This is a genomic window from Caballeronia sp. INML3B (genome assembly GCF_023631305.1).
GTDB lineage: Bacteria > Pseudomonadota > Gammaproteobacteria > Burkholderiales > Burkholderiaceae > Caballeronia > Caballeronia turbans.
Window position 1 is genome coordinate 13,983 of the sequence record NZ_JALQDI010000044.1, and the last position, 19,134, is coordinate 33,116.

18 protein-coding genes are annotated in these 19,134 nt (G+C 64.6%); 3 read left to right on the forward strand and 15 right to left on the reverse strand.

Annotated features, from left to right (window positions below):
* Positions 1 to 34: 34 nt before the first annotated feature.
* On the forward strand, positions 35 to 1,564 hold the full coding sequence (locus NCS58_RS20380; RefSeq protein WP_061120787.1) for an MDR family MFS transporter: 1,530 nt from the start codon (positions 35 to 37) through the stop codon (positions 1,562 to 1,564).
* Between the two features lie 53 nt (positions 1,565 to 1,617).
* Here NCS58_RS20380 and NCS58_RS20385 read toward each other — a convergent pair whose 3' ends face one another.
* The 3 genes from NCS58_RS20385 to NCS58_RS20395 form a co-directional block, all read right to left on the reverse strand.
* Positions 1,618 to 1,839, reverse strand: a complete 222-nt coding sequence (locus tag NCS58_RS20385) for a hypothetical protein (RefSeq protein WP_061120752.1) — start codon at positions 1,837 to 1,839, stop codon at positions 1,618 to 1,620.
* Between the two features lie 221 nt (positions 1,840 to 2,060).
* The gene (locus NCS58_RS20390; RefSeq protein ID WP_061120751.1) at positions 2,061 to 2,288 is read right to left on the reverse strand and encodes a hypothetical protein; all 228 of its coding nucleotides are present in this window, start codon (positions 2,286 to 2,288) and stop codon (positions 2,061 to 2,063) included.
* A 180-nt stretch (positions 2,289 to 2,468) separates the two neighbouring features.
* On the reverse strand, positions 2,469 to 4,277 hold the full coding sequence (locus tag NCS58_RS20395) for an alkaline phosphatase (protein ID WP_061120750.1): 1,809 nt from the start codon (positions 4,275 to 4,277) through the stop codon (positions 2,469 to 2,471).
* Positions 4,278 to 4,662: 385 nt separating this feature from the next.
* Here NCS58_RS20395 and NCS58_RS20400 point away from each other — a divergent pair, with 385 nt between their 5' ends.
* Positions 4,663 to 6,546 carry a PAS domain-containing sensor histidine kinase gene (locus NCS58_RS20400; RefSeq protein ID WP_061120749.1) on the forward strand — a complete coding sequence of 628 codons (1,884 nt, stop codon included), beginning with the start codon at positions 4,663 to 4,665 and terminating at the stop codon, positions 6,544 to 6,546.
* A 236-nt stretch (positions 6,547 to 6,782) separates the two neighbouring features.
* On the opposite strand, the gene NCS58_RS20405 is transcribed toward NCS58_RS20400, so the two are convergent.
* Together NCS58_RS20405 and NCS58_RS20410 are read right to left on the reverse strand one after the other, a co-directional pair.
* Positions 6,783 to 7,913: an FUSC family protein gene (locus tag NCS58_RS20405; RefSeq protein WP_061120748.1), complete on the reverse strand. Its 1,131-nt coding sequence runs from the start codon at positions 7,911 to 7,913 to the stop codon at positions 6,783 to 6,785.
* 36 nt (positions 7,914 to 7,949) lie between these two features.
* Positions 7,950 to 8,888 carry a LysR family transcriptional regulator gene (locus NCS58_RS20410; RefSeq protein WP_061120747.1) on the reverse strand — a complete coding sequence of 313 codons (939 nt, stop codon included), beginning with the start codon at positions 8,886 to 8,888 and terminating at the stop codon, positions 7,950 to 7,952.
* Between the two features lie 114 nt (positions 8,889 to 9,002).
* On the opposite strand from NCS58_RS20410, the gene NCS58_RS20415 reads away from it, so the two are divergent.
* Positions 9,003 to 9,437: a VOC family protein gene (locus tag NCS58_RS20415; protein WP_061120746.1), complete on the forward strand. Its 435-nt coding sequence runs from the start codon at positions 9,003 to 9,005 to the stop codon at positions 9,435 to 9,437.
* A gap of 74 nt (positions 9,438 to 9,511) precedes the next feature.
* Here the strand turns inward: NCS58_RS20415 and NCS58_RS20420 are convergent, their stop codons facing one another.
* The 10 genes from NCS58_RS20420 to phnG form a co-directional block, all read right to left on the reverse strand.
* Entirely contained in the window at positions 9,512 to 9,790 is a 279-nt protein-coding gene (locus tag NCS58_RS20420) for a hypothetical protein (protein ID WP_061120786.1), read from the reverse strand.
* Positions 9,791 to 9,952: 162 nt separating this feature from the next.
* Positions 9,953 to 11,491: a methyl-accepting chemotaxis protein gene (locus tag NCS58_RS20425; RefSeq protein WP_250477508.1), complete on the reverse strand. Its 1,539-nt coding sequence runs from the start codon at positions 11,489 to 11,491 to the stop codon at positions 9,953 to 9,955.
* 249 nt (positions 11,492 to 11,740) lie between these two features.
* Entirely contained in the window at positions 11,741 to 13,105 is a 1,365-nt protein-coding gene (locus NCS58_RS20430; protein ID WP_061120744.1) for an MFS transporter, read from the reverse strand.
* A 276-nt stretch (positions 13,106 to 13,381) separates the two neighbouring features.
* Positions 13,382 to 14,515 carry an alpha-D-ribose 1-methylphosphonate 5-triphosphate diphosphatase gene (locus NCS58_RS20435; RefSeq protein ID WP_061120743.1) on the reverse strand — a complete coding sequence of 378 codons (1,134 nt, stop codon included), beginning with the start codon at positions 14,513 to 14,515 and terminating at the stop codon, positions 13,382 to 13,384.
* Complete coding sequence (phnL, locus tag NCS58_RS20440) at positions 14,509 to 15,276, reverse strand: phosphonate C-P lyase system protein PhnL (RefSeq protein ID WP_061120742.1); 768 nt, start codon at positions 15,274 to 15,276, stop codon at positions 14,509 to 14,511. The genes NCS58_RS20435 and phnL overlap by 7 nt, the downstream gene beginning before the upstream one ends.
* 10 nt (positions 15,277 to 15,286) lie before the next feature.
* Positions 15,287 to 16,057, reverse strand: coding sequence for a phosphonate C-P lyase system protein PhnK (gene phnK / locus NCS58_RS20445; protein WP_061120741.1), 771 nt, complete (start codon positions 16,055 to 16,057; stop codon positions 15,287 to 15,289).
* On the reverse strand, positions 16,054 to 16,908 hold the full coding sequence (locus NCS58_RS20450; RefSeq protein ID WP_061120740.1) for an alpha-D-ribose 1-methylphosphonate 5-phosphate C-P-lyase PhnJ: 855 nt from the start codon (positions 16,906 to 16,908) through the stop codon (positions 16,054 to 16,056). Before NCS58_RS20450 ends, phnK begins: the two co-directional genes overlap by 4 nt.
* Positions 16,905 to 18,005, reverse strand: a complete 1,101-nt coding sequence (locus tag NCS58_RS20455) for a carbon-phosphorus lyase complex subunit PhnI (protein ID WP_061120739.1) — start codon at positions 18,003 to 18,005, stop codon at positions 16,905 to 16,907. The genes NCS58_RS20450 and NCS58_RS20455 overlap by 4 nt, the downstream gene beginning before the upstream one ends.
* A complete protein-coding gene (phnH, locus tag NCS58_RS20460) occupies positions 18,005 to 18,628 on the reverse strand; it encodes a phosphonate C-P lyase system protein PhnH (protein ID WP_061120738.1) in 624 nt (207 codons plus the stop codon). The genes NCS58_RS20455 and phnH overlap by 1 nt, the downstream gene beginning before the upstream one ends.
* Positions 18,625 to 19,107, reverse strand: coding sequence for a phosphonate C-P lyase system protein PhnG (gene phnG / locus NCS58_RS20465; protein ID WP_061120737.1), 483 nt, complete (start codon positions 19,105 to 19,107; stop codon positions 18,625 to 18,627). The genes phnH and phnG overlap by 4 nt, the downstream gene beginning before the upstream one ends.
* Between the last annotated feature and the right edge of the window lie 27 nt (positions 19,108 to 19,134).

Genomic DNA, 19,134 nt, shown 5'->3' on the forward strand with positions numbered 1-19,134 from the left:
TTCGCGCGGCGCGCGATCTGCCATTCATCACCGCATGTCACAGAACAGACAAACCGCCCGTCCCCTCGTCATTGCAGCGGTCATGGCCTCGATGGCCATGGTCGCGATCGAAGCCACCATCGTCTCGACCGCGATGCCGCAAATCGCGACGCAACTCGGCGGGCTCAATCTCTACAGCTGGGTGTTTTCTTCCTTCCTGCTCACGCAGACGGCGCTCACGGTGGTGTTCGGCAAGCTCGCGGACCTGTACGGCCGCAAGCCGGCCATCCTTGCGGGCATCGCCATCTTTCTGATCGGCTCGGTGCTCGCGGGCTTCGCGTGGTCGATGCCCGCGATGATCGTGTTCCGGCTGATCCAGGGTGTCGGCGCGGGGGCGATCCTGCCGGTCGCGCTGACGGTGGTCGGCGATCTCTATCCGGCGCGCGAGCGCGGCAAGGTGCAGGGCTATCTCGCGAGCGTCTGGGCGGTGTCCGCCGTGCTCGGGCCGATGGTCGGCGGCCTGCTGATCCGCCAGTTCTCGTGGGCGTGGATCTTCTGGATCAACGTGCCGATCGGCATTCTGGCCGCGCTGCTTTTCATCCTCTTCCTGCACGAGGAAAAGCGTCACGGCCGTCCGGCGATCGATTTCGCGGGCGCGTTCTTCTTCACCGCCGCCGTCGCCGCGCTGATGATGACGCTCACCGACGCCGGCCACGCGAGCAATGCGCGCGTCGGCATCGAGATCGCGGTGCTGGTCATCGCCAGCGTGTGCTTCGTGGTTCAGGAGCGCCGCGCCGCCGATCCGATGATCTCGTTCGGCCTGTGGTCGCATCGGCCGATCGCGGCGAGCAACGTCGCGACCCTGCTCGCCGGCATGGCGATGATGGGCCTCACCACCTTCCTGCCGATGTACGTGCAGGGCGTGATGCATCGCACGCCGGTCGAAGCGGGCCTCGCGCTCACGATGATGATGATCGGCTGGCCGAGCGGCGCGACCTTTACTTCGCGCTCGTTCAGCCGCATCGGTCTGAGGCGCCTGTTGATGATCGGCCCGGTGTTCATTCCGCTCGGCGCGTTGCCCTTCGTGCTGCTCGGTCCGCAATCGAGCGCGATCTGGGCGGGCGTCGGCTCGGCGGTGCTCGGCTTAGGCATGGGCATCACGAGCGTGTCGTGTCTCATCCTGATCCAGGAAATCGTGCAGCCGCACGAGCGAGGCAGCGCGACCGCATCGAACCTCTTCTCGCGCAATCTCGGCAACACGCTCGGCGCCGCCGTGTTCGGCGCGGTGCAGAACTACGGCCTCACGCATACGGACGGCCTGCCGCCCGTGCACGCGGACCAGTTGAAGCAACTGCTCTCGTCCGTGCCCGGCGACTTCGCGACGAACAACGAGATCCGACTCGTGCTGCATCACTCGCTGCATCTGACGTTCGCGGCAATGTTCGTGATCGCGCTCGGCACCGTCGTCGCGATGCTGTTCATGCCGAAGATCGAGATCGGGCGCGCGAAGGAAACCGTCGGGAACGTCGGCGCGGACGGCGCATCGAACGCCGCGAAAAACGCGGCGAATCAGGCGTTCCATTGAATCGTCGGCGATGATCTCGACCCAGTACATCAGCCGCATTTCGCCGAGCGTCGTCAGTCCTGCGACTGAAGCAGCGGGCTGTCGTGCTTCACGGTCGCGACACTCGCGCTCGCGGGCTGACTGTCGCTTGCGAGCGTCTGTGCATCGGCGAGATAGCGCGACAGCAGCGCGTTGTCGTCCATGTAGTACGTCATGGGACCATGGCCGCGTGCGAGCGCATAGCATCCGGCGACCAGCGCCGCGATGAGGACAATGCCGATGAGTCTTCCTGTCATGGTCGTGCTCCTGAAGGTTTCGAAGGTTCACTTCAAGGGCCTCTTCGCACTGCCTGCCACAGGCTCGACCCTCCGAAATGTGCCCGCAGTGTAATTGCGTGCGCTCGACTTGAAATCCCCCCGGAAGAACGGCTCACCATGGGTGTCACCGCATCGGCGGATTCAGGACGAGCGCGTCCCGCCGGCATGACCGGCAGGACGCGAAGTCATCGCAGACGTGCTCAGTCCTGCGCCTGCATGAGCGGGCTGTCCTGCTTCGACTTGTCGACGCTCGCGTCGTTGGTTTGCTGTGCATCCTGTGCGATGGTCTGCATGTTCATGCCTTGCTGCGACATGGGCGCGCCGTCCATCGGCGAGTAATACGGTGCAGGGCCATAGCCGCTCGCCATTGCATGGGAAGCGCCCGCGAGCGCCGCGACGAGGAAGATGCCTTTGAGTTTGCCGGTCATGATAGTGCTCCTGAGGGTTTCACATAGCCACTTCAAATCGGCCTCATTGCACTGCCTGCCAGCAACCGACCTCATGAAATGTGCACGCAGTCTACGTGCGCGGATCGGCGTTGAAATCCCCTCAAAAGCACGGATAGGAATGGATGGATCGATCGCTTGTGTATGAAGCGCGTTGTGCATTCATACGTTGTCCTCGACAGCGACGGATACCGCGCCCGCATTGATCGTCAGTCGCGTGCGCTTTTGCAGCGGGCTTTGCGGCGCAGTGCCGTCGGCATTGAGGAACTTCATCTTGTTGAAGATCGCGACGAATTGCGTGGGCGTGAGAGTCGCCGATGCGTAGCCGATGCCGTCGTGATCGGCATACAGCATGTCCGGATTGTTCTGGCGGATGAAGCTGTCCAATAGCGCCGATGAACCGATCAGCGAGGCGAGGGGCATGCCCGCCGCATACGTCTTCACGTCTTCGAAGAAAGGCTGGCTGCTGATGCCCGCCGACATCAGATCGATCATCACCGGCGTGCCCGTCGCGGGATTGGGCACGTCGCGCACGATGCCCGCCTGGAACGCATGCAGATCGCCCGTGATCGCGACGAGATTCGTGATGTTCTGCGCCTTCACGAACGACAGCAGATCCGCCTTGTGCGACGGATAGCCATCCCACGCGTCGCAATCGAGCACGAACACGACGTTATCGGGCGCGGGCGCGATCGACGTGAGATCGAGCCACAGTCGGTTCATCATCACTTCGTTGCCCCATACCTTCCATATCGAGGTGGAAGCCTTCAGCGTGTCCTTCCACCATTGCGTCTGCGCGGGACCGAAGATAGAGGGTACGCGCCCGAGCCGTTGCGTATCGGCTGCTTCGAATCGCGCGAGCACTTGCTGGGCCACGAAATAACGCGAGCCGACGAGATCGTTGCCGTTGACCGGATCGTGCCCGAGCGCCTGCGCGATGGCCGCTTCGCTCACGACGTGATCGTCGCGATAGAGCCGCTCGTCGGTCATCACGAGATGCATGAGCGAGCCGAAGTGGAAGTCGCGATAGATGCGGATGTTGTCGTAGGCCGTGTTGTTGAGATCGAACGACACGTCGCCCCAGTCGACCGGCAAGTACTCGGCCCACGCCTGATTCGCATTGCGGCGTCGCGCGGTCTGCTGAAGATTGGCGTTCGTATAGGTCTGATGATCCTGCCAGCAATCGTCGGAGAATTCGTGATCGTCCCAGATCGCGATGACCGGGAAGCGCGCATGCACGTTCTGCAGGCGCGCGTCGCCGCGATATGTGCGATATAGCGTGCGGTAGTCATCGAGCGTGCTGGCATAGGCGCCGCCGCTCGGCAGCGTGATCGCCGGATGCGCCGGCTCCACGGTGCCGGGTTGCGCGGCGAAGCCCGCCTCGTAGATGTAATCGCCCAGATGCACGACGAAGTCGAGATCGGTTTCAGCGGCCAGCAGCGACATTGCCTGCCAGTGATTCGCGCTCCAGTTCTGGCACACGAACCAAGCGAAGCGCAGTTGCGGGATGGCTTCGTTCGCCGCGGCCGCGGTGCGCGTCGTGCCCGTCGCGCTGATGTCGCTGCCCGCGACGAAACGGTAGTAGTACGTCGTCTTCGCGGCGAGACCGGTGACCTTGGTCCGCACGGTGAAGTCGTAATCTGCGACGGCACTCAACGGCACGCTGGCGACGAGCTGCGCGAAGTTCTGCTGCGCTGACACCTGCAACGTCACCGCGACGGGCGACGGCGACGCCGCCGCATTGCTGCCGTTCGCGACGCAGCGGGTCCAGAATACCGCGGAGACGTCGCGCGGATCGCCGCTCGCGACGCCTTGCGGGAACGCAAATGCGCCCGCGGGCGGCGGCGTCGAACCGCCGCCCCCGGCGTTGCCGTTGTCGTCGTGATCGCCCGAATGGCAGGCGGCAAGCGTGCCGGTGGCGGCCGCGACGGTATAGAACGCGGACAGCGAGAGGAAGCGACGACGGTCCATGAGAGCCTCCGTTTGCAAACGTCAGGGCGGTGCGCAACAGACGAGTTCGCTGGATGCGTCGAGCGGCCGATCCGACGGATGAGCGAGGCTCTTTTCGGGATTGAAATGATTAAAAGCTATAAATCACACCGCGCGCTGTCAAGGGACGTTTACGGGACGGCCAGCCGCCGCCTACCGCTTGTTACAAAGGCTTCGGTGCGAGGCGCCGCCAGCGGGTAAACTGTCGTAAGCGACTTTTGTCCAGGCGATGTCCACCGGCCACGCACCGGCTACACGGAAATGCGATACACCACATCACCGCTGCGCTGACTACAGACCCATGACCAGATCGAGATCCGCCGTTCCCCAACTCGGCGTCGCAGGCCCGGCTTCGAGCGGGCGCGCAATGACCGACGCGCAGTATCACGCGCTCGTCGATGCGATCGAAGACTGCGCGATTTTCATGCTCGACCTCAACGGCCGCATCACGAGCTGGAACAGCGGCGCACGCAAGATCAAAGGTTATGAGGCGCACGAGATCATCGGCCAGCATCTGTCGCGCTTCTACACGGCGGAGTCGGTGGCGCGCGGCTGGCCCGAATACGAACTGAAGCAGGCGTACGCGACCGGCCGCTTCGAGGATGAAGGCTGGCGCGTGCGCAAGGACGGCTCGCTGTTCTGGGCGAACGTCGTCATTACCGCGGCGCGCAATACGAAGGGCGAGATCATCGGCTACGCGAAATGCACGCACGATCTCACCGCCAAGCGCGCCGAGGAGGAAAAGCTGCGTCTGTCCGAAGAGCGCTTCCGTTTGCTCGTGGAAAGCGTGAGCGACTACGCGATCTTCATGCTCGATACGGGCGGCCATATCGCGAGCTGGAATACGGGCGCGATGCGCATCAAGGGCTATCAGCCATCGGAGATTCTCGGGAAGCACTTTTCGACGTTTTATTGCCCCGAGGATCTGGCCGCGAACCTTCCCGAGATCGAACTACAGACCGCGATTCGCACTGGCCGCGTGGAAAACGAAGGCTGGCGCGTGCGCAAGGACGGCTCGCTCTTCTGGGCGAACGTGATCATCACGGCGGTGTACGACGAGCATCGCGTGCTGCGCGGCTTCGCGAAGGTCACGCGCGACATGAGCGAGCGCAAGCGCCTCGAGCAGCTCGAGGTATCGTCGCGGCGCATCAGCGAGTTTCTCGCTACGCTCGCGCACGAGCTGCGCAATCCGCTCGCGCCGGTGCGCAATGCCATCGGCGTGATGCAGATGGAAACGGACATGCCGCAGCGCGTCGCCGCGTGCCGCGACATCATCGACAGGCAGACGTCGCATCTCGGCCGGCTCGTCGACGATCTGCTGGACATGGGCCGCATCACCACGGGCAAGATCGATCTGCGCATGGCGCGCGTGGACGTGAGCGATATCGTCGCGCGCAGCACCGAGCTCGTGCATCCTTTCACCGATGAGCGCATGCAGCGCGTCGTCACGAAGCTGCCGCAGGAGCCGGTTCATGTGGTGGGGGACAGCACACGGCTCGTGCAGGTCGTGCAGAACCTGTTGAACAACGCGTCGAAGTTCTCGCCGCGGGGGAGCACGATCAGCGTTGTCGTCGAGCCTGAGCCGACCGCCCTGCTGCTGAAAGTGATCGACACCGGGCGCGGCATTTCGCAAAAGGGCCTCGCGTCCATCTTCGATCTCTTCGTGCAGGAGGATCACTATCTCAATCCCGGCGAAGCGGGGCTCGGCATCGGACTCACGCTGTGCCGGTCGATCGTCGAGATGCATGGCGGCTCGATCAGCGCGGTGAGCGCCGGGCCGAATCAGGGCAGCACGTTTACGGTGCGCCTGCCCTATGCGTCCGACGACGATGCGCCGCGGCCGCATCGCGTGCTCGCGCAGAACGCGACGCAGGCCGCGGGCGATGGTCTGCGCGTCGTGCTGATCGACGACAACCAGGATTCAGCCGACAGCCTCGCCATGCTGCTGCAGATGAAGGGGCATGACGTGCGCACCGCGTATCACGGCAAGGAAGGGCTCGAAGTCATTCGGCATTTTCCTCCGGATCTGGTTCTGCTCGATCTGGCGTTGCCCGATATGGATGGGTACGCGGTGCTGCGGACGCTGCGCTCGCAACGGCTCCTTGGACCCGCCAAAGTGGTCGCGATGACGGGGTTCGGGCAGGAGAGCGACAAGGAACGCTCCGCGCAGGCGGGCTTCGATATGCATCTCGTGAAGCCGGTCGATTTCGACGTGCTGGACAGGTTGCTGGAGAAGGTGGCGGGGCGTTGAGCTGGTTGGGTTAGCTGGTGCTTTTGCGCTTTCGGCAGTTGCGTGTTCGCGTTGGTTTATCAGCGTTGCGCCGTGCGGGGCGGCGCTTACTCGCATAACGCTCGAATTCAAGAAGCGTCAGCTTTGCGCAGCTTCATCGACACAACATTTCGCCTGCCTGTTTCGTTCTGACTTCAAATCCGATAACTTTGCTATCCAAAAGAAGAGGGAGCACCGCGGCGCCAAAAACCACCACCCTACCCCCTCACCACCCGCAACGGAAAAATAACCCTCGACGCAAGCAACCCCAACGCCCCACCCAAAAGCGTCTCCCAGGCCCGCGCCGTCAGCAGTTCCACGGAATGCACCCCGCTCGCCGCCATCGTCACGATGAGCACGAACGCAAAGGCCCCACACGCGACGTCATACCGCTCCGGCAACGCCATCGCATAAGCGATCATCGCGAACGCGGACAAGATCCAGACGACGAGCGGCCAATGCTCCGCAAGCGGCAGGCAAACGATGCCGATCGGCACCCCGACGAGCGTCCCGTAGATGCGTCGCCGCACGCGCTCCGCCGTCCCGACCGCCGACGTCGCGACGACATACACGCAAGCCGTGATCGCCCACGCCGATTCCGCCAGCCCGAACGCGCGGTTCAGCACTACGACGACGAGCGCGCCGCACGCCGCCTGCAGGCCCATCGCGAACGCCGGCGATATCGCGTGACGTCCATACGCAGGCTCGGACGCCAACGCCGGCAGCACGGCCGGATGCTCGGCCGGCCCGCTCAACATGCGCGGCACGATGGCAGCAAGCATCCCGATCAGCAAGGCGATCAGAATCGCCCGTGAATCGCCGGGCCTGAGGTCCATCCCATAGGCGAGAAGCTGTCCGATGTAGAGCTGCGAGCCGATACCCGCGCCGGTCACTCCGAACCGCTTCAGGTAGCCCGCCAGAAAGGCGCCCGTCACGAGAATCAGCTCGGCGCCGCCGCGCCCGAGCTCGCGCAGCGACGGGCCGAACAGAGCAAAGGTCAGCGCACCGAACGCCGCCGCGATGCACAGCACGACGAGATCGCGGCTCGATTCGAAACGCGTCGCGCGCGCCTCCGACACGCTCGCCCAGAGCGCGAACCCGCCCGCGAGCCCGCCGACGGACACGCCCGGCGGCACGCTCTGCGTCACGTCCTGCAACGCGCCGAGCGCCGCCGCGAGGCCGTACGCGGTGACGAGCCGCAATCCCTTGATACGCCGATGCGTGCCGGGATCGACGCGATCGAGCCACGCGAGCGCCGCCTCGGCGCGACGTGCGCCCGATCGCGCGAGCGTCAGCGCCGTGTCCGCGAGGCCGGATCTCGCGTCGCCGATATCTTCCTCGTCATCCATGGGCATCCACCGAAGGGAACGCGTCTGCAACGCATTCTAGGCGATGCCGCGCCCCGGGTTCCGCCTGCGTGCGCGTCCGACAGGCGTTTTCGCCGCGCCACGCCCCGCCGCCTCGACGATGCAGCCCGCGAGCCGCGTCGCCGCATCCGGCTCGTCCGCACGCAGGCGCCGCGCGCGCTCGACGAGACCGATCTCGCGATGGAACGTGGCATCGCCGAGTTCGAGCGCGACCGCACCGCGCGGCCACGCACCGATGCCGTCTGACACCGGCAGAAGCGCCACGCCCAGGCCCCGCGCCACCAGTTGCGCGATGCCCGGCAGCTCGTCGACTTCGATCGAGTCGCGCACCGCGATGCGGCGCTTGGTCAGAAACATATCGACTTGCCGCCCGCCGAACGAGCGCCGGTCATAACGGATGAACGGCTCCGTTTCGATCAGTTCGCGCCAGTCAGCGCCTTTCCTGGCGGCGGGCGCGAGCAGCACGAACGGCTCCGCGACGAGCGTGCGCCATCGCAGCTCTATCTGCAGCGCGAACGGCGGACGGATGATGACGGCCATGTCCATCTCGCCCGCATCGACGCTCGCCAGCAGATTGAGCGAAACGCCCGGCACGAGCCGGATGCGCCAGGCGGGCAGCACGCGCCGGAATGCGCCGATCGCTTCGGGCAAAAGCACCGCATGGGCCGAGGCGATCGCGCCCACCGAAAGCAAGCCGCCGCGCCCGTCCTCGCCTTCCGGTTCGGCCAGACGCGCGTACAGTGCGATCAGTTCGTCGGCGAGTTCGAGCGTGCGTCTGCCCGCCTTGTTGAGCGTCGCGGAGCGGCCGGTGCGGTCGAAGAGCGTGACGCCGAGATGCGCTTCGAGGCGCTGCATCTGCGCGCTCACCGCCGACTGCGTGAGGCCGATATGCGCGCCCGCGCCCGCAAACGTACCGTGGCGCGCCACCGCGATGAAGGTCTGAAGTTCGCGCAGCATGTCGATTCATCGAAAATATTGGAGGTGACTCACGCAATATATCGTTTTTCAACAGATTTATTTATCAATACACTGGGGTTTCGTTCCCCACATGTCGATTAAAGGATTCACGCCATGAGCACGACCCAGCACGCCATGCCGCCCTTCCATCTCGCGTTCCCCGTTCACAGCCTCGCCGCTGCGCGCGAGTTTTACGGCGAATTGCTCGGCTGCCCGGAAGGCCGCAGCTCCGACGCCTGGGTCGATTTCAATTTCTATGGGCATCAGATCGTCGCGCATCTCGCGCCCGAGGAAGCCGGGCATCGTTCGACGAGCGCGGTCGACGGCGACGCGGTGCCGGTGCGCCACTTCGGCGTCGTGCTGTCTGTTCCGCAATGGGAAGAACTGGCCGGCAGACTGCGCGCCGCGGGCACGCGCTTCATCATCGAGCCGCATGTGCGCTTCAGGGGCGAAGTCGGCGAGCAGGCGACGATGTTCTTCCTCGATCCGTCGGGCAATGCCGTGGAGATCAAGGCGTTCGCGGATATGTCGTCGCTGTTCGCGAAGTAAGACGTCGATCAAAAGCCCAAAAGCAAACGGGACGCCAGCGGCGTCCCGTTCGTCATTTCATCGCGCGTTTCCCGTTACTGACCCGAGCCGCTCGCGCTGACCGGCGCGCCCGGTCCGCTCGGCGCCGCCGTGCCGCCCGGCGCGGTGGACGGGCCCGCGTTCATCGGGCTCTTCTGCATCTTCTTCGAATGCGTGGATTTGTGGGATTTCGACTGCGCGTGCTGCGTGGTCGTTTGCGCGTTGTCGCCGGCCTGCAGGCCCGTGCTCGAGCTCGGCGGATTGTCCTGCGCGAAAGCGGATGCACAGACGAGAGCGAAGGCGCCGGCAGCGGCGGAAAGGGCGAAACGTTTCATATCGGACACTCCTGTTTGCGGTTTGCGAAATGCGATGCTTGCGGCTTGTTCTGCCTGCTGGCCGCGACGCTTGAGCCGCGGCCGGTTCGCACGATACGAATCAGCACGCGACATGCCACGGTCTGACGATTCGCAAACGGAGTGTCGTCGAATGAAAGGCGTTCAGGTTCTGAACACGGAGACCGCGCGCTTCAGCTCTTCGGCCTGAACGGCGAGCGCGGCAGCGGCGGCCGTCGCCTGCTCGACGAGCGCCGCGTTCTGTTGCGTGACGGCGTCCATCTGCGTGATCGCGACGCCGACCTGTTCGATGCCCTGCGTTTGCTGCGACGAGGCCGACGAGATCTCGTTCATGATGTCGTTCACGCGCGTGACGGACGTGAGAATCTGCTTCATCGTGTCGCCGGATTGCTGCGCGAGATCCTGCCCCGCCGTGACGTTCGTCACCGATTCGTCGATGAGCGTCTTCACGTCCTTCGCCGCGGCCGCGCAACGCTGCGCGAGCGCGCGCACTTCCGATGCGACCACCGCGAATCCGCGCCCGTGCTCACCCGCGCGCGCCGCCTCGACGGCCGCGTTCAACGCGAGAATGTTGGTCTGAAACGCGATGCCTTCGATCACGCCGATGATGTCGACGATCTTCTCCGAGCTGCCCGCGATCTTGTCCATCGTCGCCACGACGCCGAGCACGACGCCGCTGCCGCTTTCGACCGTCGACGACGCGCTCGCCGCGAGCTGGCTCGCCTGGCCGGCGTTATCCGAATTGAGGCGCACGGTCGAGGTGAGCTCTTCCATGCTCGATGCGGTTTCCGCGAGCGAAGCCGCCTGCTCTTCGGTACGCGAAGACAGATCGTGATGACCGTCTGCAATTTCCCGCGACGCCGCCGTGATGCCATCCGCGACGAGCTTGATCTGCGCGATCGTCTGCGTGAGACGCGACTGCATCGTGTGCATCGAATGCATGAGACTCGAATCGTCGCCCGGCTTCACCTGCACGGCCTGCGCGAGATCGCCCGCCGCGATGCGCTGGCAGACGATCGACACATCCTGCGGATCGCCGCCGATGCTCTTCAGCACGCCGCGGATGATGAGCGCCATCGCGAGCGTCAACGCCGCGCCGATCACGCCGATGAGCAGCAGCGACTTGAGCACGATCGCATGAAAGGCCGTGTCGATATCGTCGATATACGCGCCCGTGTAGATATGCCAGTCCCATTCGCGCACGTAGTCGCCGTATGTGATCTTTGGCAGCGGCTCGGTCTCGCCGGGCTTCGGATAGAGATAGGTCGTGATATGCGAGCCGTCGAGACCGTGCTTGACGATTTCGCCGGTGAAGTGCTTGCCGGTGCTGTCGACGAAATCATTGATCTTGTTTTCCGTGTCCGGGCGCACCGAGTTCAGCACCTGAAACATCTTCGAATCGAGGATGGCGAGATAGCCGTTCGTGCCGTAACGGATCGCGCGCACGCTGGCGATCGCGAGCTTCTTCGCGTCTTCCGCGGGCAGCGCGCCGCTTTGCGCCTGCTTGACATAGAACCTGACGACGCTCGTCGCCGATTGAACCTGTTCGGCGAGCGCGTTTTCACGGTTGCGCATCAGCGAGTGTTTCGTGGAGATCGCATTGAGCGCGCACAGAAGAATCAGACTGAGCCATACGAAGCCCACGGTGCTCATGAGCTTGGTCTTGAAGGATATTTTTTTCACGATCTGGTTGAAGGAGCCGATGAAAGCGCCGGGGCAGGCGCTTGCTGTGCGGCTTGCGATCGTGTGCCGTTTTACGTTTGCGTGAAAAGGCGCATCGTGGCCCTGCGATCGAAAGCCGTATGGGAATTAACGGCAGACAGATGCCGTTCTTGAGGCGCTGGACCTCGCGCGACGCGGGTCATGCAAAGAAAAACGCCCCGCGAGACCGAAGCCACGCGGGGCGCTATGCCTGCACGAAACTGCGTCGAATCAATGCCCGACCGGTTCCGTCGCCTTGAGGTCGCTCGCCATCGCCGTCTCCGGATGCGCCGCCTGCTTGATCAGGAGCGCGACAGCCGAGACGATTCCCGCCACCGCGATCGTCGCGAAAATGCCGCCGAAGCTGAAATGCAGGCGCGTCAGTTCGGCGACGAGGAACGATCCCGCGATGCCGCCGAAGCGCCCGATGCCGAGCATCCACGCGACACCCGTGCCGCGTCCCTGCGTCGGATAGAACGCCGCCGCCAGCGCGGGCATCGACGATTGCGCGGTGTTCATCAGAACGCCCGCGAGGAACACGACGAGCACGAGCATGCCGACGTTGCCCACGGCCTGACCGATCAGATACACGCTCACGGCGGTGAGCGCATAACACGCCGCGATGATGCGGTTGGCGTTGAACTTGTCCATCAGCACGCCGCACAGCACCGCGCCGACGCCGCCGAGCGGGAACAGCGCGGAAATGAGCGTCGCTTTCTGCGGCGTCAATCCGGATTCCTTCAGCAGGATCGGCATCCAGTTGATCGATGCGTAGAAGATCACGAGGCCCATGAAGTAGGCGAGCCACAGCATGACCGAGCCGACGATGTACGAGCGCGACAGCACCACGCTCATGCCGCTCTGCCCCGCCGCGGCGGGCGCGGCTTCCGTCATGAAGAACGAGCCCGCCTGCATGGCGTCGGAGGAGATGCGCGCGAGCGTCGCGCGAATCTTCTCGACTGGCTTCGCCTTCGCCACCATATAACGCACCGATTCCGGCAGCTTCACGATGAGCAGCACCGACAGCACGAGCGGCGCCACGCCGCCCAGCATCAGCACGCTGCGCCAGCCGAAATGCGGAATCATCCATGCCGCGAGAAAGCCGCCGAACGCCGCGCCGAGCGGAAAGCCGCAGAACATCAGATTGATGAGCGTCGCGCGGCGGTTGTCGGGGCAGAACTCGCTCATCATCGTGACGGCGTTCGGCATGGCCGCGCCGAGGCCGACGCCGGTGATGAAGCGCAGCGTCGTCAGTTGCGTGAGGTCCGCGGCGAACGACGACGCGAGACACGCCACGCCGAAGAGCAGCACCGACGAGAGCAGCATCGCGCGGCGGCCGAGCTTGTCGGACAGCGGCCCGGAAAGCAGCGCGCCCGCGGCGAGCCCGAAGAGCGCCGCGCTCAGAACGGGCGCGAGCGCCGGCCGGCTGATATGCCATTCGTTGACGAGCGAAGGCGCAATGAAGCCGATCGCGGCGGTATCGAAACCATCCAGAAGGACGATCACGAAGCACATCACGAAGATGAGCCATTGAAACGGCGAGAACGGATGCTCGTTGATGAACGTCTGTACGTTCACGGCAGGACTTCTACTCACTTCATTCCCTTTTCGATGATGGGCGCGCGCCTCGCAAGGCCGCATCCCGGAACTGAAACCGCTTCCCGCCGGCGTTTTTGTCGTTGTCGTGCGAGCCGCAGACCCGGTCGTTGCATGGAAATCGGCGCGAATGTTCGTTAGACGAACACCGATTCACATAGCGAACACGCGTGTGAGGGTACTGAAGAAGCTCGCGCTTCGTCAACGCGGGCTTACCCGCGTATGACGAAGCGCTGACCTGTGGCTATCGGCGGGATGGGAATGAAGCGCGGCGTGTCAGGCTACGCGCCGTCCCGCGCGATACGTCTCGCGTGGAACCTGCAATCCGTCCACCGACGCGACGCGCACGAAGTCCGCGCGCAGGCCCGCCGCGATGGCGCCGCGATCGGTCAGGCCGGCCGCATGCGCCGGCGCCCACGACACCGTCGCGACCGCGCGCGGCAGCGACCAGGCCGCTTTGCTCACGAGATCGAATACAGCGATCAGCAGACTGGACGGCACGTAGTCCGAGGACAGGATATCCAGCAGCCCTTCGCGCGCCAGTTCGAGCGCCGACACGTTGCCCGAATGCGAGCCGCCGCGCACGACGTTCGGCGCGCCCATGATGGTCGCGATGCCGTGGTGGCGCGCGGCTCGGGCGGCGTCGAGCGTCGTCGGGAATTCGGCGAGCGCGATGCCGTCGCGCGCCGCTTCCTCGACGTGCTCGACGAGCGTGTCGTCGTGACTCGCGAGCGAGATGTTCAGGGACTTGCAACGCCCGACGATTTCCGCGCGATGCTTCGCGGCATAGCGCGCCTGATGTTCCGCCAGCTCGGCGAGGATCTTTTTCGTGTGCTCGTCGCTCCACTTGCCGTGACGCTCCTGATATTTGCGCCACTTCTCGTGGTCCTGCCATTGCCGTTGCCCCGGAGTGTGATCCATCACCGACGCGAGCCTGAAAAGCGGATGAGACGAGAGCGAATCGAACACTTCGACGACATCCGTCGTGCCCACTTCGCAACGCAGATGCAGAAAGTGATCGGCGCGCAGGAGATCGCGCTCGACGAACTTGCCGATCGACTTCGCGCATTGCACCTGGAGTTCGCGGCCGCGCACGCCGTCTTCGGGACGCGAGCCCACGCCGAGCGCATCGAACACCGTCGTGATGCCGGCGGATGCCACTTGCGCGTCATGGACGATGATCGCGGCCTCGTGATTCCACAACACGCCCGGACGCGGCGCGAGATGCTTTTCGATGTTGTCCGTATGCAGTTCGACGAAGCCCGGCAGCAGATAGTCGCCGTCCCAGTCGACGGCATCGCGCGCCGATGTATTGCCCGGCGCGATGTCGGCGATGCGTCCGTCCTCGACACGCACGGTGCCCGCGAACTCCTCGTCGCGCGTCACGATGCGCGCATTCTTGATCAGCATGTCTGCCACACTCCGGAATCGGTTTGAACGGAAGCGCCGCCGGCGCTCGCGAGCCGCACGATGCGGGTCGCGACGCGCTCGCGCGTGTCCTCGTCATGAAAGATGCCGACGATCGCCGCGCCTCGCTCGCGCGCCTCGACGATGAGGTCCGCGACCACGTCGCGGTTCTCGGCATCGAGCGACGCGGTGGGTTCATCGAGCAAAAGAAGAGGATGCGCCGCGATCAGCCCGCGCGCGATGTTCACGCGCTGCTGTTCGCCGCCCGAGAACGTCGCGGGCGCGAGCGCCCACAGGCGTCGCGGCACGTTGAGGCGTTCGAGCAACGCGCATGCGCGAGCGCGCGCTTCGTCTTCGTCCACGCCGCGCGACACGAGCGGCTCCGCAACGAGATCGAGCGACGACACACGCGGAATCGCGCGCAGGAACTGGCTGACATAGCCCATCGTCGTGTTTCGCAAGCGGATGATCTCGTGCGGCGCGGCTTCGGTCAGCACGACGTGGCGCGATGCACGGCTGTCGTCACGAATCGCGATGGTGCCGCGCGTCGCGAGATAGTTGCCGTACATGCAGCGCAGGAACGTGCTCTTGCCCGCACCCGATGCACCCGCGAGCACGACACATTCGCCGCGCTCGACATCGAGCGAAACGCCCGACAGCGCAGCAATACGGACGCCCCCCTGCTGATGCAGCGTAAAGGTCTTTTCGATGCCGCGTGCCTGCAGCATCAGCGTGTCGTTCGTGACAAAGGCATTCATGGTCATCTGTCGCACCTCAAACGGGCAGCACGGACGCGACGAGCGTCTGTGTGTAAGGATGTTGCGGATCATCGAGCACCTGGTCCGTAAGACCGCTCTCGACGACGCGCCCGTCCTTCATCACCATCAGCCGATGCGCGAGCAGACGCGCGACGCCGATGTCGTGCGTGACGATCACCGCGGCGAGATGCAGCTTGCTCGTCAACGTGCGCAGCAGGTCGAGCAGGCGCGCCTGCACGGATACATCGAGGCCGGCGGTCGGCTCGTCCATGAACACGAGGCGCGGCCCCGTCACCAGATTACGCGCGATCTGCAAGCGCTGTTGCATGCCGCCCGAAAACGCCGAAGGCAATTCGTCGATGCGCGCCGCATCCAGTTCGACGCGGCTCATCCAGTCGGCGGCAGTTTCGCGCAACCGTCCGTAGTGACGCGCGCCGATCGCCATCAACGGCTCGCCGATGTTCGCGCCCGCGGATACGTTGCGGCGCAGGCCGTCGCGTGCGTTCTGGTGCACGAAGCCCCATTCGGTGCGCGACAGAAGACGCTTGCGTGCTTCGGCAAGCGTCGATAGATCGAGCGCCTCCCCTTCGCGCGTGGTGTAGGTGAGCGCGCCGCCGTCTATTTCGCTGCGCAACGCGAGCGCATTCAGCAAGGTCGATTTGCCCGAGCCCGATTCGCCGACGATGCACAGCACCTCGCCCGGATAGACCTCGAGATCGATATCGACACAACCGCCGCGTCCGTCATAACGCTTCGTGAGGCGCGTCGCCTTCAGCAGTGCGTTCATTGCGCGACCTCTTCGTCGTCGCGACGGCTATGGCAGTAATCGCTGTCGGAGCAGACGAACATGCGCGTGCCCTGATCGTCGACGATCATCTCGTCGAGAAAGCTTTCATGCGAACCGCACAGCGCGCACGCGTGCTCCCACTTCTGCACGCTGAACGGATGATCCTCGAAATCCAGGCTCTTCACTTTCGTATAAGGCGGTATCGCATAGATGCGCCGTTCGCGGCCAGCGCCGAAGAGTTGCAATGCAGGGTTCATGTGCATCTTCGGGTTGTCGAACTTCGGGATCGGCGAGGGCGATGTGAGATAGCGGTCGTTCACCAGCACCGGATAATCGTAAGTCGTCGCAATGCTGCCGTGCTGCACGATATCCTCATAATATTTCACGTTGATGAGGCCATAGTCCGCGAGCGCGTGGAGCTTTCTGCACTCCGTCACGCGCGGTTCGAGACGGAACAGCGGCTCGGGCATCGGCACCTGATAGACGATGATCTGCTTGTCCGTCAGCGGCGTCTCCGGAATGCGGTGGCGCGTCTGCACGATGGTCGCCTCCGCCGTGCGCGTGGTGGTCGCCACGCCCGCGGTGCGCGCGAAGAAGCGGCGGATGTTCACCGCGTTCGTCGTCTCGTCGGAGCCTTGATCGATAACTTTCAACGTATCGCTCTCGCCGATGATCGCCGACGTCACCTGCAAGCCGCCCGTGCCCCATCCATACGGAAGCGGCATTTCGCGCGACGCGAACGGCACCTGATAACCCGGCACCGCCACCGCCTTGAGCAGCGCACGGCGAATCATGCGTTTGGTCTGCTCGTCGAGGTACGCGAAGTTATAGCCTTCGGTGAGTGCGTTCATGCCGCATTCTCCTTGTTGTCATCCGCGCCATGCGCCGCACGCAGGCGGCGAAGCAGCTCCAGCTCGGACTGGAAATCGACGTAATGCGGCAATTTCAGGTGTTGCACGAAACCGGACGCTTCCACGTTATCGCTGTGGTACAGCACGAACTCGGCATCCTGCGTGGGCGAAGCAACGGACTCACCCAGTTCTTCCGCGCGCAATGCGCGGTCCACGAGCGCCATCGCCATCGCCTTGCGCTCCGAATGACCGAAGGCGAGGCCATAGCCTTGCGTGAACGTCGGCGGCACATCGCCGCTGCCCGCGAACTGGTTGATCATCTGACACTCGGTCACTTCGATATCGCCGATCTCGACCGCGAAGCCCAGCTCATCGACGACCATCTCCACCGCCACTTCGCCGTGACGGATCTCGCCCGCGAACGGATGACTGTGCGCATAGCCGCGCTGCGTCGCATAGCCGACCGCGAGCAGAAAGCCTTCGTCGCCGCGCGCGAGGTTTTGCAGGCGCGTCGAGCGATCGGCGGGAAACGACAGCGGCTCGCGCGACAGATCGCCCGGTGGCGGCGCGTTCTCGTGCGAACGTTCCTGCTCGATGAGGCCTTCCTTGTCGAGCATGGACAGCACGCGCGGCATCGCGCTTTCGCCGGAAGCCTTCGCCGCGATAGTTGCATCGCCAACTTGTTCGCCTTCGGCGAGCAAGGTGAAATCGAGCAGGCGCTGAGTGTAGTCGTAGGTACCGCCCAGCATCTGGCCGCCGGGAATGTCCTTGAACGCCGCCGAGATGCGGCGCTCGACGCACATGGCTTCCGTGTCGATCGGCAGCGTGTAGCCGAAGCGCGGCAATGTCGTGCGATAGGCGCGCAGCAGGAAGATCGCTTCGACGAGATCGCCCGCCGCCTGCTTGATGGCGAGCGCGGCGAGGTCTTCGTCGTAGACGGAGCCTTCAGTCATCACGCGCGCGACGGCAAGACGCATCTGCTCGCGAATCTGCGCGACGGAAAGCTCGGGCACGGCGACATCGCCACGACGCTTTTTCGCGAGCACGTCCCATGACCGTTCGATGGCGCGTTCACCACCCTTGACCGCGACGTACATCAGCTCACCTCCACGTGCGTCGTGCGCGGCAGGCCGACGAGCGAGCCGCCCGCGACGAAGTAGCAATCGATGCCGCAAGGAAAGAGCGCGGTGAGCGCCGCGCGCTCGCGCCAGAACTCGCGCGACAATCCCGCAATGCCCACCGTGCGCGACGCCGCGATGCCGGGACCGCGCCATGCAAGCGGTTCGCCTTCGGTCAACGAGGGCACGCGAATGAACAACGTCGCGGAGTCCTCGGGCGATTCGGGATCGCCGTGCGAAAACGTATCGAGCGAAGGCATGTCGCGCGCATCGTCGATATAGGCGAACGCGGCCGCGCGGCGATCGCGCGTCAAGGTCGCGCTCGCGTGAAAACGCAGGGCGTCGCCCAGCACGCCGTCTTCGCGCTCGATGAAAACCGGCGTCGAATAATCCGTCAGCGCGAGCAGCGACGCGAACGCCGCGAGCGGCACGCGTGCGGCGAGCGCATCGCGCATTGCGTGATTGTTCGGCAACGCGGCATCGATCGCGACGATGCTGCCCGGGCGCGACAGCGCATCGAGCAACGCGCGGAACACGCGCTGCGCGTCGTGCACCGTGTCGTTGAAGCCGGGCACGAGCCGGGTCATGTCGATCTGCATCATTCGCCTCTCACCATCGTGAAAAATTCGACCTTGGTCGCGGCCGCTTCGGCTTCCTTGCGACGCCGCTCATCGGCGATGCGTGCGGCCAGCGGTGCAACCAGTTGCGTCTGCAACTTGTCCGCATAGCGGGGCATCTGCAGGAGCGCGTCGGCGAGCGCGGCGAGCGTTGCGCGCTCCTTGTCGCGGCCCATGTGTACCGCGACGCCGACTGGCGCGCTGCCGTCGTCGAGCACGAGACGCAGCGTGGCGCGCGTGACGGTCGTCTCGCCGAGATTGAACGCATCGCCCGTGCCGCCGATGCGCCCGCGCACCATCGCAAGCCCGATGTCCGGCGCGCGCAGCCACACATAAGCGGGCACCTTCGCGCCTTCGAGCGCCGCATCGAGCGCCTGTTTCAGCGCGTCGCGCGGCGTGCGCGCGAGCACCGCCATCCATTCACGGCGGCCGAAAGCGTTCCGCGACTCCATTGAATTACTCATCGCTTTCCCTATGTTCGAAAGGATCCG

Coding starts and splice junctions, on each gene's coding strand:
- NCS58_RS20380 (WP_061120787.1), top strand. CDS start 35: ATGTCACAGAACAGACAAACCGCCCGTCCCCTCGTCATTGCAGCGGTC.
- NCS58_RS20385 (WP_061120752.1), bottom strand. CDS start 1,839: ATGACAGGAAGACTCATCGGCATTGTCCTCATCGCGGCGCTGGTCGCC.
- NCS58_RS20390 (WP_061120751.1), bottom strand. CDS start 2,288: ATGACCGGCAAACTCAAAGGCATCTTCCTCGTCGCGGCGCTCGCGGGC.
- NCS58_RS20395 (WP_061120750.1), bottom strand. CDS start 4,277: ATGGACCGTCGTCGCTTCCTCTCGCTGTCCGCGTTCTATACCGTCGCG.
- NCS58_RS20400 (WP_061120749.1), top strand. CDS start 4,663: ATGACCGACGCGCAGTATCACGCGCTCGTCGATGCGATCGAAGACTGC.
- NCS58_RS20405 (WP_061120748.1), bottom strand. CDS start 7,913: ATGGATGACGAGGAAGATATCGGCGACGCGAGATCCGGCCTCGCGGAC.
- NCS58_RS20410 (WP_061120747.1), bottom strand. CDS start 8,888: ATGCTGCGCGAACTTCAGACCTTCATCGCGGTGGCGCGCCACGGTACG.
- NCS58_RS20415 (WP_061120746.1), top strand. CDS start 9,003: ATGAGCACGACCCAGCACGCCATGCCGCCCTTCCATCTCGCGTTCCCC.
- NCS58_RS20420 (WP_061120786.1), bottom strand. CDS start 9,790: ATGAAACGTTTCGCCCTTTCCGCCGCTGCCGGCGCCTTCGCTCTCGTC.
- NCS58_RS20435 (WP_061120743.1), bottom strand. CDS start 14,515: ATGCTGATCAAGAATGCGCGCATCGTGACGCGCGACGAGGAGTTCGCG.
- phnL (WP_061120742.1), bottom strand. CDS start 15,276: ATGACCATGAATGCCTTTGTCACGAACGACACGCTGATGCTGCAGGCA.
- phnK (WP_061120741.1), bottom strand. CDS start 16,057: ATGAACGCACTGCTGAAGGCGACGCGCCTCACGAAGCGTTATGACGGA.
- NCS58_RS20450 (WP_061120740.1), bottom strand. CDS start 16,908: ATGAACGCACTCACCGAAGGCTATAACTTCGCGTACCTCGACGAGCAG.
- NCS58_RS20455 (WP_061120739.1), bottom strand. CDS start 18,005: ATGTACGTCGCGGTCAAGGGTGGTGAACGCGCCATCGAACGGTCATGG.
- phnH (WP_061120738.1), bottom strand. CDS start 18,628: ATGATGCAGATCGACATGACCCGGCTCGTGCCCGGCTTCAACGACACG.
- phnG (WP_061120737.1), bottom strand. CDS start 19,107: ATGAGTAATTCAATGGAGTCGCGGAACGCTTTCGGCCGCCGTGAATGG.